The 12,080-nt window shown below is 58.2% G+C and carries 8 protein-coding genes; 7 read left to right on the top strand and 1 reads right to left on the bottom strand.

All coding sequences use genetic code 11. From position 1 onward, the window contains the following. Positions 1-124 precede the first annotated feature (124 nt). Positions 125-334, top strand: coding sequence for a hypothetical protein (locus Mal15_RS15210; protein WP_147868561.1), 210 nt, complete (start codon positions 125-127; stop codon positions 332-334). 51 nt (positions 335-385) lie between these two features. Beyond that, positions 386-1,825 (top strand): sulfatase-like hydrolase/transferase, encoded by a 1,440-nt coding sequence (locus tag Mal15_RS15205; RefSeq protein ID WP_147868560.1) that lies wholly within the window; start codon positions 386-388, stop codon positions 1,823-1,825. Here Mal15_RS15205 and Mal15_RS15200 read toward each other — a convergent pair. Beyond that, positions 1,800-2,498: a helix-turn-helix domain-containing protein gene (locus Mal15_RS15200; protein ID WP_147868559.1), complete on the bottom strand. Its 699-nt coding sequence runs from the start codon at positions 2,496-2,498 to the stop codon at positions 1,800-1,802. The genes Mal15_RS15205 and Mal15_RS15200 overlap by 26 nt on opposite strands. A 363-nt stretch (positions 2,499-2,861) precedes the next feature. On the opposite strand from Mal15_RS15200, the gene Mal15_RS15195 reads away from it, so the two are divergent. From Mal15_RS15195 to Mal15_RS15175, 5 genes are all read left to right on the top strand, one after another. Beyond that, positions 2,862-3,716, top strand: coding sequence for a DUF1559 domain-containing protein (locus Mal15_RS15195; RefSeq protein WP_147868558.1), 855 nt, complete (start codon positions 2,862-2,864; stop codon positions 3,714-3,716). Positions 3,717-3,799: 83 nt separating this feature from the next. Next, the gene (locus Mal15_RS15190) at positions 3,800-4,165 is read left to right on the top strand and encodes a hypothetical protein (RefSeq protein WP_147868557.1); all 366 of its coding nucleotides are present in this window, start codon (positions 3,800-3,802) and stop codon (positions 4,163-4,165) included. A gap of 77 nt (positions 4,166-4,242) precedes the next feature. Then, a complete protein-coding gene (gene lnt, locus Mal15_RS15185; RefSeq protein WP_147868556.1) occupies positions 4,243-5,694 on the top strand; it encodes an apolipoprotein N-acyltransferase in 1,452 nt (483 codons plus the stop codon). 313 nt (positions 5,695-6,007) lie between these two features. Beyond that, positions 6,008-10,513, top strand: coding sequence for a GEVED domain-containing protein (locus Mal15_RS15180; protein WP_167546837.1), 4,506 nt, complete (start codon positions 6,008-6,010; stop codon positions 10,511-10,513). A gap of 215 nt (positions 10,514-10,728) precedes the next feature. Next, positions 10,729-12,039 carry a Gfo/Idh/MocA family protein gene (locus tag Mal15_RS15175; protein ID WP_147868554.1) on the top strand — a complete coding sequence of 437 codons (1,311 nt, stop codon included), beginning with the start codon at positions 10,729-10,731 and terminating at the stop codon, positions 12,037-12,039. Positions 12,040-12,080: the final 41 nt, after the last annotated feature.

Genomic DNA, 12,080 nt, shown 5'->3' with positions numbered 1-12,080 from the left:
ACTTTGGCAAAGACTCATTTGCGTGGGGCCCTCGTGCGACAGGCCATCGTGGGACAGCTCGTGCAATGGATCAGCGTGACGCAGCGTGTCGTGGTTTGAACGAATAAAACAACGGAGTGATGGCATGACCCAATTGAAATTCTGCAAAACGTGTCCGATTTGCGGCCGAAAGACGCTGATCCCGATCCAATGCTTTGGAAAGGAAATCACGTGTGGCCATTGCCATTCCGATTTTCGCGCCACCGCCCCGACGGGCAATCGAGCCAATGAATCGGAGCTGATGGATCGAGCGGATTCACTACTGGCGACCAGCAGCGGTGGCCGGCTAAGTTAGGGTGTCAGGGACATCTCTCAACTTACGCTCGATTCTCGCTGAAAACCCGTTATGAAACTGATCGTCAACGTCGTCGGCACTTTATGCTGGATCGGGTTCTTGACCGCCGTTGCAACCGAGACCGCAACAGCCAGGGAAATCGGTGACAAGCCGAACGTGATCCTGATCATGGCCGACGACGTCAGCTGGGAAGCGTTCAGCTGCTATGGGGCCGAAGACTACGCGACGCCGCACATCGATGCCCTAGCCGCCGATGGCGTGCGATTCACCCATTGCTACTCGACACCGATCTGTACTCCCAGTCGCGTCAAATTGATGACCGGCAAGTACAACTTTCGCAACTACACGCACTTCGGCTATCTGGATCCCAACGAAAAAACCTTCGGCCATCTAATGAAGGTGGCCGGCTATAAAACCGCGATCGCCGGAAAATGGCAACTGAACGGGCTGTACAACCAATTGCCAGGTCACGACGACCCGACGCGACCGCAGCAGGCCGGATTTGACGAGTCGTACTTGTGGCAGGTCACGACGGGAAAGCAGATCAAAGACGGCGGCGGCGAACGCTTCTGGAGCCCGCCGCTGGAACGCAACGGGCAGATGCAAGGTGTCCAGGACAATCATGGAAAGTATGGACCGGATCTGCTGTGTGATTTCATCTGTGAGTTCATGCAGCGAAATCAACACGATCCATTTTTCGTCTATTACCCGATGATGTTGGTGCACGACCCGTTCGTCAAAACTCCAGACACCATCGGCGATGCACCACGTGACCAGTCCACCAACAAAGCGCCCAAAGACAAGGCTGAGCGGAAGGAGAACTTCGTCGCGATGGTTCAATACATGGACAAGATCGTCGGCCGAATTGTCGCCCAAGTTCGCGAGCTCGACCAGCTGGAAAACACCATCATCATCTTCACAGCCGACAACGGTACCAACACATCCATCAGCTCGCGCTGGAACGGCCAGACGATTCGTGGGGGAAAGGGCGGTATGACCGACATGGGTACCCACGTTCCCATGGTCGCGTCTTGGAAAGGCACGACACCGCCGGGAACGGTTCTCGACGATTTGATCGAATTCACCGATCTGTTCCCGACCCTGGCCGCCGCTTCCGGGCAATCCCTGGGAGCCGACGATCCGATCGATGGACGCAGCTTTCTTCCACAGCTGCGGGGCGAGAATGGGACTCCGCGGCAATGGGTGTTGTGCCACTATCAACCCTATTGGAACAAGACTCCCGGCCAATTTGTCCGCAACCAGGATTTCAAGCTTTACCGCGACGGACGCTTCTACAACGTTCCGGTCGATCTGCGGGAATCGAATGATCTGGCCGATCAGCGTCTCGATCCGCAAGCGACACAGAGTCGCCGACAACTGGTGGAAGTGATCGAACGCTGCCCACCGGCGCCGACCGGGCTGGGAACGCGAGACACCGAAGTTCGGCCGCTCTATCCGGATTGGATCAACTTGGTCGATCCGAATGATTAAAAACGGTTGATTGCGACACTTCGGATGCAGACCGGGGCCGTCTGACCGGGTTGGCAAATTCTAACACCGCCTGCGTGTCGTATTCGCTGTCAAGACGGTGAATCAAACCGTGCCGGATCTCGAAATGAAAATTCATCCAGATTCTTGGACTGGTTTGTCCGTCGCGGATCAGGACCAAGCTGCATCGGGCCGTGATCGCGTGGTCCCCGATCAAATACCGGGGCGACATCGGATCGTTCGTCTCGCACTGGAAGAGTGAAAAAAAGCGATTCAGCCAGAGCTGAAGTCCTGATTTGTCATAATTGGCAACATACAGCGGATGGCAAAAACTTCCCGCTGCATGAAATCTAAAGCCGTCGGCCAAAAGATCCCCGCAGCGATCCAAGCAGCATTCGCCGTACTCCTCAAAGCACTCGACAAACCGCTTTCCCGTCAACAAGTCATCAAATAGCAAGTCGTCCGTGTCGACGTCGGCGCCACGTTCGCGAAGCGCCTGGACGATGTCCTTGACCGCCGCCCCGGAGAGCCGGCCGACTGATTCGGCCTTGCGAATCAAACGTGACGAATACCCCGCCGCTGCGGCGAGTTGAGTTTGACTTAAACCGATCCCGACGCGAACTGCTCGCAGACGGTTGGAGCGGATACGGTAAGAGGTGTGATCCAGCAAAGTCATGACGGTCGCCTATGCCACAGGGAAAGCCGATTTCGTTCGCAAGTCACCGCAGCCCCGACGCGGATTATCCGAGCGGTTGGGTTGAACGACAAGAGAGGCAGGCCAAAGAACTGCAACGCCATCCGCAACCGGTTGGTGTTTAGCCTTTAGGCGATTCCCCGTCGCTGCGACGCAGCGACCGAAGGCGGCTAAAGCCTGGACACCAACACTCATGACGGTTTCAATCATCGCTGTACTGATTGGCCTCTACCAAGGCGTTCCGCCTGCGTTCCTAATCCGGCCCTTGGATGCCACCAAACGCTCGATACGATCATCGCACTCAAACGAGGTTTCGAGTCGGACAAAGCAATCGAGATCAACAAGATGACCATCAGAGACGATCAGTCGATTGGATTGAATCGCAGCAAGCGGCGCCCCCTGCGGATACACCGCGCGTTTACGTTGATCGAATTGCTGGTGGTCATCAGCATGATGGGAGTCCTCGTCTCGTTGCTATCATCCGGCGTTCAAGCCGCTCGGGAACAGTCGCGTCGTATCAGCTGTGCGAATCACCTGCGTCAACAGTCGCTGGCACTGCATCAGTTTCACGACCAGTTCGGCAGACTTCCCTTCGGTAATGATCGCGGCGCCGGCAGGAATCAATCGTGGGCCGCCGCGGTGCTGGGGCAATTGGAACAGCCTGAGATCGCCGGCCTTTGGGACCGCAAGGTTGCTTGGAATGACGCCACACGCAATCTGCAACTCTCGGTGACCGTGTTGCCTGTGTTTCGTTGCCCCACGTCCGTCAATGACTTTCCGGGCGACACCGACTACGCCGGCGTGATGGGCAGCGCACTGGCGAGCGCACGATCGTTGGTCGGACTGGACATCAACAACGGCGTCCTGATCGGGTCGTCCCCCCAACGCCGAACTGCGGTGACGCTGACGGAAATCGTCGACGGCACCAGCCAAACCCTGATGATTGCTGAAGTCGTCGATCGATTGTCTTCCGAACATGGTCTTTGGGCTGATGGCCGTAGCGCCATTTCTCATGACAACGGCGGCATCAACGTCGACGGCAGCGGCGAGATCTTCAGCCTCCATCCCGCGGGGGCTCAAGTCGCTTTCGCGGATGGTTCAGTGCACTTCATGACCGAATCCATGGATCCATCGCTGATCGGTGCACTGTGTTCTCGTAACGGTCGCGAAATCACGCCAGCGATTGAATCACACGATTGAAAGGAGACACATCAAACAAATCCAACGGTTGCTTAACTTTCTCGGTATTCGTTCACCTTTGTCTCTGATGGAGTAAACACTCAATGTTCAAGCATGTTGTTCTGTCGATGGCTTTGATGGTTGTCCTGGGCTCAGTCGCCGAAGCAGGCGGCGGTAGCAAGTCGAACGGATCGATCCGGTTCACCAACAAGTCGTCCACGAAGATCGGTCTGGTCGCGGTCAATCCGAGTGAGTCGCTCAAAGCGTCCACCAATGCCAGCGAATTTACCGCTCGCGGAGGAAAGATTCTTAACCCCGGCGAATCGACCGAGTTTAAGAACCTGAGGACCGGATCACACACGGTTGCGACGGCGTTGGTCGATCCCGACTCCACCACCGTCGACGTGTCCTCGTTCAACGTGACCAGTGTGTCGGTCGCCAAAGGCAAACGAACGCAGATCAACCTCTAGTGGTGCACCCCAGCGTCGTGGAGTTCGCGGGACGGAATCAAAAGCCGTCTCGCGGACCTCTTTTTTCGAGCGGCCCCATGACAGGTTCGATGATCCTATCTCCCTGGTTGATTCTGGTACCGGCACTGCTGATGAGCGTCGCCTGGCTCATGCCAGACAGCGGAGTCCTTAGTACGCTCGGCTGGGCCATCTTGGTTCGCATGGCGATCGCGAGAACCGTCCGTCCGGCCGCGCGGCTCGGCTTGATCTGTGGACTGATTCATTTGCTATTCGCATTCCATTGGGTGCCGCGAACGATCTATGAAACGACCAACCTGGGCATCGTCGGCTCGTTCGCCGGATTCCTGTTGTTTCTGGTTTGGGAATCCATTCCCTTTGCGGCCTTTGCAGGCTCAGCCTCGATCCTCTGGCGCATCGGTCGCGTTTGGGTTTTTGTGGTCGTTCCGATTTGGGTCGCGATGGAAACGTTGTGGCCGAGGGTTTTTCCCTGGTCGATTGCGCACACGTATTTGGATGATCCGCCGGTCGTCCAATTGGCGGAACTCGGCGGCACGCCGTTGATCGCGGCCTGGGCTATGGCAGGCAGCGTACTCTTGGCATCGTGGTCGACGGGAATGACCGCCGTACGCCCTGCATCCGCTATCGCTCCACCAGGACAGCTGCCATTAGCGATCGTCGGCGTCATACTCGTCGGCTGTTTCATTTGGGGCGAGCGGCGTGCGGATCAAGTTGCCCAACTTCAATGCGGTTCCAGCCTGTTCCGCGTCGCGATCGTCCAAGTCGATCCGACCAAGGTTGGGGCGGTTGAACGGCTGAGAGAGCTGTCCGATTCGATCCGCGATCCGGTGGACTTGTACGTCTGGCCCGAATCCTCCCTCGGAATCTATCACTCGGCACTTGCGGATTTTCGCGATGAACAACGTACAACCGAGCTTTCCGAAGCACCGAATCCGGCACTGGTTCCCTATGCCAACAATCGCGCGCACTTGTTAGCCGGAGCGAAGACGTATGACGAAGGCGGACGAGACCGAGGGCCCTATCGTAACTGTGCGTTTTTGATTGATGCCGACAATCGCATCGTCGCGCGGACGTCCAAGCGAACGTTGATGCCGATCGGCGAGTATGTGCCGATGGAGCCTCTGCTGCCGTGGATTCGCGAGTGGTTGGCCGTGGACATGGACCTGGTTCGCGGAAACGATTTCGCACCATTGATCCTGCCGGGCGGGATCAACATCGGCGTGACGGTTTGCTACGAAGACACCGACCCGAGTATTGCAGCGGCGAATTTCCGCTGCGGCGCGAATGTTTTGGTCGGTTTGATCAATGCATCGGCATTCTCCAGTGAAATCACGCTCGAACAGCACCTGCGGCTGGCGCGATTGAGGGCCGTGGAAAACCGAACATGGTTCCTCCGCTGCTCATCGACCGGGATCACTTGTATCATCGATCCGGCGGGGCGAGTCGTCCAACGACTTCCGTGCGGTGTCGAAGGTGTTCTGGTTGCGAACATCCCTTGCACCACTGATTGAATGATCGATTGCCGGAATGACTTCACTGTGATTCCCTTTCTTGGTTCAGCGTGTGCCCCGCCCGGCTGCGATCACGTGACGGCTGGCGATGAAACGCCAGCCGTCGATAGACCATGACGATGCCGCACGGGTGGCCATGGTCCCCACAGTGGGTTCTTCTGCATCTCGGTGAGCGGTTTTTGCGGAGCGACACCGCGTTGCACTCTGATGAGTCTCTCGGATGTGTTTTTCAGTTGACGCGGCCCGAGCAACTGATACGTTGCATCCCACGCATCCTCCTTTTCCATGCTCTTTTCCGGCATCCAACGAATCGATGCGATTTATTTCTCACGTCCATCAAGGTGCAGGCGGTCGTCTCTGCCGACGTCGGCGACATTGCTTGGAGCGGCTCGAACGGCGCAATTTGCTCGCGGCAGGCTTTGTCGAACTGGGCGCCTCGGACAACATCGCCTTGGACCAGCCGCGCGTCGCGGTGGAGTTTGCCGCCGACGTCGATCCCGGACCTGGTATCCGCTGGGAGAGTTTGGGGCCGGACCTGTTCAACACGTTCCTATTGGACACCGGTGCCAGCAGTATCTTGACCATGGCGACCGCGATTGCCGATATGGAAGATTCGCGGTTGGGGTATGACGTCCAAGGCCAATTGCTTGAAGGCGGCGTCGCGGGGACGCACTTGTTGGATGTCTCGGTGCCGTATCGTTTTGACTATGCCGGCAGCAATGGCCAGCGGCACACAATACTCGATGCGCGAGTGATGTCCGACGCGACCAAAGATTTCAGCCAACTCGGGCCGTGGGGCTTGGCGGGGATGCCCGCGATGGAAGGCCAAGTCGTCTCACTTGATTTCACCGGTTGGTCCGGTGGCGGGGTCGATTTGGACAGCATCTACATGGAAACAGAATTTAGCACGGACGTGCCCGTCAGCGCTGGGCATCGATACACGATCTCAATGGACAATCGCTTGTCATTCGATCCGTTGGACCAGATGGTCTTCGGCGAGCCACCGGTTTGGGGTGACGTCCCCTTTATGACCGGGATCCCGGAGCACAACGGTATCGCCCAGCCGGGGAATTTTCTGTTCGACACCGGCGCCCAAATCAGTGTGTTATCGGAGCGGCTGGCGTTGCAGTTAGGCTTGGACAGCAACGGCGACGGCACCCTGGACCAAAACGACGCCAACTTTGTCACGCAACAAGTTGTCGGCGGCGTCGGCGGCCAGATCAGTGTTCCCGTCTTCGGCTTTGACGAATTTCACTTGCCGACCGATTCGGGAGTCGACATCGTTTGGACCGATCTGCAATGGTTGATCTTGGACATCGATATCCCCGGTCAGGACGCCAGTTTGGACGGCGTGTTCGGATCGGATTTGTTGACCAGCGGCTGGTTCCACGCGTTCTTCAGCCCCGGTCAGCCCGACGGGTACATCAACCAGGTGCACATGGACTTTCGGACCATCGAAACCGATGGGACGGCAAAGCTTCATTTTGATCTGAACCCGGATTTCGACCATGTGATCCTGCCCGGTCCCGGGTTCATCATCCGCCAATCGTTCAGTACCACGGATGTTGTCGAAGGCGGAGAAAACGATTCGTACAACATTGTGCTGAGCGGTGCGCCGACGGCGGACGTGGTCGTGACTCTCGCTAACGACGCCGGCCAAGTGACGGCGGAAAATGCCGCCGATGGCAGCAACACCTTGGTCTTCACGCCAGACAACTGGGACCAGGTCCAAACCGTTTTGGTCAAAGCCGTCAACGACTTGGCCGCCGAAGGCAACCATAGCACGTTGATCACGCACTCGGTCCGCAGCATCGATCCCGGTTATCACAACCGATCCGTCGCCGATGTGTCGGTGCGGATCATCGACGATGATCTGAATCTGTTGGAGATCACGCGGGATCAGGCAGGCTTGAATCCGATCTCGTCGATCGACGCCATCGAAGGCGGCGAGGAAGTGTTTTACTGGGTTGCCCTCAGCGAACAACCGCCCGGCGCGACCTACGTCGCCTTCGCCGACAGCAGCGAACAAACTTCCGCGATTCGGTTACCCGACCGAGATTTACTGTTCGGTCAAATCCTCGAATTCAATAGCGGCAACTGGAACCTGCCCCAGCAAATCGCGCTGTCGGCCGTCGATGACGCCGCGAAAGAAGGTCCCCACACCTCTCGAATGGTGCATACCGTGATCGACGGCCGAGATCCGTTCGATCTGATCACCGTCGGCGCAACCCCGTTGGTCGTCAACATCACCGACGACGACCGCGGTGTCGTGTCGATCACCCCCAACAGAAATCTGCAACTGAGTGAATCGGGGTCTACCGACAGCTACCAAGTCTCGCTGAATTTGGCGCCTCGCAACGGCCAACAGGTTCACATCACCATCCAAGCTGACGCGCAAACGCTTGTCAGCACCGACAACGGGCTGACGTTTGGTGGCTCGCGTGTGCTGACGTTTGCCGACGCGTCCGCACAGACGGTCACCGTTCGAGCCATTGACGATGCCATCGCCGAAGACACGCACTTCGCCAGGATCACACACACGGTCGCCGCACCGGTCACTGACTCACGCTACCCCGTCGATCTGCCCATCGATTCGGCCATGGCGACGATCTTGGACAACGAAACCGCCGGGCTGAGTTTTTCGCCGGTGGCTCCCGCTGCCCCGCCGCCCAAACAGGATGCCACGGACTTTGGAGTCATGGCGTCGGCGGCAACGTCGACTGAAAGTTCTTCGGCAACGCCGACGATTGAGATTCACGAGGGCAGTCAGGCGACGTATTGGGTCGCGCTGAACAGTCAACCGCAAGCCGACGTCAAAGTGTTTTTGAATAGCCACCATGCCCAAGTGGGCGCGGTCGATGATGCGCAAGTCAGCAACGCGTTCTTGACCTTCAACGCAGAGAACTGGAACACGCCGCAGGCCGTTCGGTTGAGTGCCGCCGACGATGATTTGGTCAACGGCGTTCAAGACACGCAACTTTCCCACAACACGTTTAGCGCCGACAGCGCCTATCGAGGCAGCGTGATGCTGCCGATTCGAAGGATCGACAACGATCGCGCCGAATTCGGAGATGCCCCGGCGCCGTACCCGAGTCGAGTTGCTGACGATGGTGCGAATCATCTCGCGGTTGGCCCGCGATTGGGAGACCACCGCGATGACGAAATCGACGCGACGCCCACGAGCGACGCAACTGGCGACGACCATGCTGACCTAAGCGACGAAGACGGCGTGTTATTCGGAACACTCAAACAGGGGCAATCAACCGCCGGGGTCAACATCGACTTGCAAGGGGCCAGCGAAGCGAAAGTCGACGCCTGGATCGATTTCGACGCCGATGGAATCTGGGCACCGAACGAGCAGATTCTCAACAGTGCGAACGTGGTCGCCGGCCTGCAAACACTCAATTATGCCGTTCCAACGACGATGACGCTTGGCGAGACGTTCGCTCGCGTCCGAGTCAGTTCGGCCGGCGGGCTGCAACCGACCGGTCCGGCCGCCGACGGCGAGGTGGAGGACTATCGGATCACGATCCGCGAAGACGTCGCCTTTGCCGTTTCAGCCCCGCACGGACAACTCTCGCTGCGACGGGTCGGAGAAAACGTCGAATTGGTCGACAGTACGGCGAATCTGATTTTGATGTCCAAACCGCTCGCGACCACGCAATCCCTGTTGATCGACACGGGCGGAAACAGCGGCGACTTGGTCATCGATTATGCCGCTGACGGTTTCTTTGCGTTTCCCGATGGCGCCGCCTTTGATCTGCGCGGCGGATCGATCACTGTCGAAGGTACCGGCACTTCGACAACAAGATTGTCGTCGACCGAGGGCGCGCTTTCAGGCGGCATGGTGAATGTTCGCGATGCATCGACGGTCACCACGATCCGATGGAACGATGCCGGCGCTGTCAGCCTCCGCGCGATGCAATCCATTGAGATCGACGGTCCACTAAACCTGGCCGACCAAACGTTGTCCCTGGACGCATCAAACCCGGTCACACTCGGCAGCGTTACTGAATTCGCCGGTGGACGGATCGAATCGTCCGGTCCGATCACGCTCGCCGGGACCTTGATCGTCCAACCTCGTCCCGGCGTGTCCCCGGAGGTCGGTGACTCCACCGTATTAGTCACCGCGCCGACATTGAACGGTTCGTTTGAAAACCAAAATCTTCCGGCACCGGCTGTCGGGACGGACTGGGACCTGAACCGGCAGGCGACTCAACTGCGTTTGGTGCTAGTGGATCTGGCGCAAGTCTCCGCCGTCGCACCTGCCCATGCCGGCAATAGCAACCAACGATCTCAGATCACGACCGTTGACGTTGTGTTTGAAGGACAGGTGGACATCGATTCGGATGCCTTCGAATTGCGTCGGCGCGATGGCGATGGCGAAATCGTCACAACATCCTTCTCGCTCGCCAGCGATTCCCAGGGCAACTCCGTCGCGTCGCTTCGCTTCAGCGGCGATTTGACACGCGGCAATTCGGCCGCACTTGTCGACGGAAACTATCAATTGACCATCGATCCGTCCAAAGTGCGACGGGCCGGCACCTCTGTCACGCTGGACGGAAACGACGATGGAAGGCAAGGCGGCGATTTTGTCTTTGGCGCCGCCGCGACCGACCGGTTCTTCGCGTTCTTCGGAGACACCGATGGGGACCGTGATGTCGATGGCCAGGACTATGGCCGCTTCGGTTTGTCGTTTTTGAAGTCTGAAGGTACCGCGGGATATAATCCCGATCTGGATAGCGATGGTGACGGGGACGTCGATGGGCAAGACTACGCCCGCTTCGGACAACGTTTTCTCAAAACGTTACCGTTCTAAATCGTCTCGCTGCGCGATAGTGCACGTGGTCGCGCGCGACCACCGCACGGTCCCGGGGTCCGATCGGAAAAAGCATTGTGTTTGCGATGACAAATCGCTTCCGTCCGTAGAATGCCCGATCCAACACGGATATCCTAACGACACGGGAAATCATATTTCCGCGTGACGAGTTGTCTCTGTGATCCGGGGCCCCCATACATTCAGGTAGGTAGGTTATGACGCGTCCAACAATTCCTTCCCCCGCAAAGGCGCCACGCCGGCGTTTCTTGAAAACCGCTGTCGCCGGCGCCGGTGCTGCCATCGCGGCGCCGACCATCATTCCCGGTTCAGCCCTCGGGTTGGACGGTGCCGTTCCGCCCAGTGAACGCGTAGTCATGGGCGGCATTGGGATCGGACGTCGCGGCGGTTACGACCTGAGTTGTTTCCTGCCGCAGAAAGACGTTCAGTTCATTGCGGTCTGTGACATCAAGCAAAAACGCCGCGACGAAGTGAAAAAGATCGTCGACGATCACTACGGCAACCAGAACTGCGGCACCCACCGCGACTTTCGTGAATTGCTCGATCGCAGTGATATCGATGCGGTGCTGATCGCGACCGGTCCCAACTGGCACGCGACCGCAGCGATGATGGCTGCCAAAGCCGGCAAGGACATGTACTGCGAAAAACCTGTCACCAAGAACATCGCGCAAAGTTTGATCCTGGCCGAAACGATGCGACGCACCGCCCGTGTGTTCCAAGCAGGGACGCAACGCCGAAACCTGCCCCACTTCGCGTTCGCCTGCGAATTGGCTCGGACCGGAAAACTCGGCAAGCTGACTAAGGTCTATGCTCATCCGATGGGCATGCGAGCGTTGATGAGCGAGTGGTTGGGGCCGGAACCCGAACCCGATCCGGAGATCGTCGACTGGGACATGTACTTGGGACCGGCCGCATGGCGTCCCTTCAATCCCAAGCTGTTGGACGGTTTCAACTTCGAAAAAGGTGGCGGGTTTGTCGGTGCATTCTCCGGCGGTGGCGTGCTGGAATGGGGATCGCACTGCGTGGACCTTTGCCAATGGGCCGTGGGGGATTGCCCGCCGCCGGTTCAATACGACCCGCCCAAAGACGGCGAGCTGGTCGCACGCTATGAAAACGGTACCGAATTGATCTTCCGCGAAAAAGGTTGGATTCCCCTCGGCTCGTGCCCGGTTCGGTTCGAAGGCGAATCGGGTTGGGTGGAAGCCGGCGACAGCGGCAAGATGGTGCTCAGCTCGCCAGAATTGTTGGCCGGACGCGACGTTGCTGAAATCGGTGGCTACCCGGCGACCTTCCATGTTCGCGATTTTTTGGATTGTGTCAAAACGAGGCGGCAACCGAAGGGAAATGCCGATGCGGCCTGCAACGCCCACATCGCCTGCCACGCGGCAAATATCGCGTTGTACCTGGACCGCCAAGTCAACTACGACAACCAGACGCACCTGTTTGTCAATGATGATCAAGCCAACCGGATGCGCTCGGAAGCTCTACGAGAGCCGTGGCGTCTGTGATTCCTTTGTGACTCGGGCCCCCCAGCCTGCGCCCTTCCCGT

This window comes from Stieleria maiorica, assembly GCF_008035925.1.
Classification (GTDB): domain Bacteria; phylum Planctomycetota; class Planctomycetia; order Pirellulales; family Pirellulaceae; genus Stieleria; species Stieleria maiorica.
This window is presented reverse-complemented; position numbering and strand designations above follow the sequence as displayed.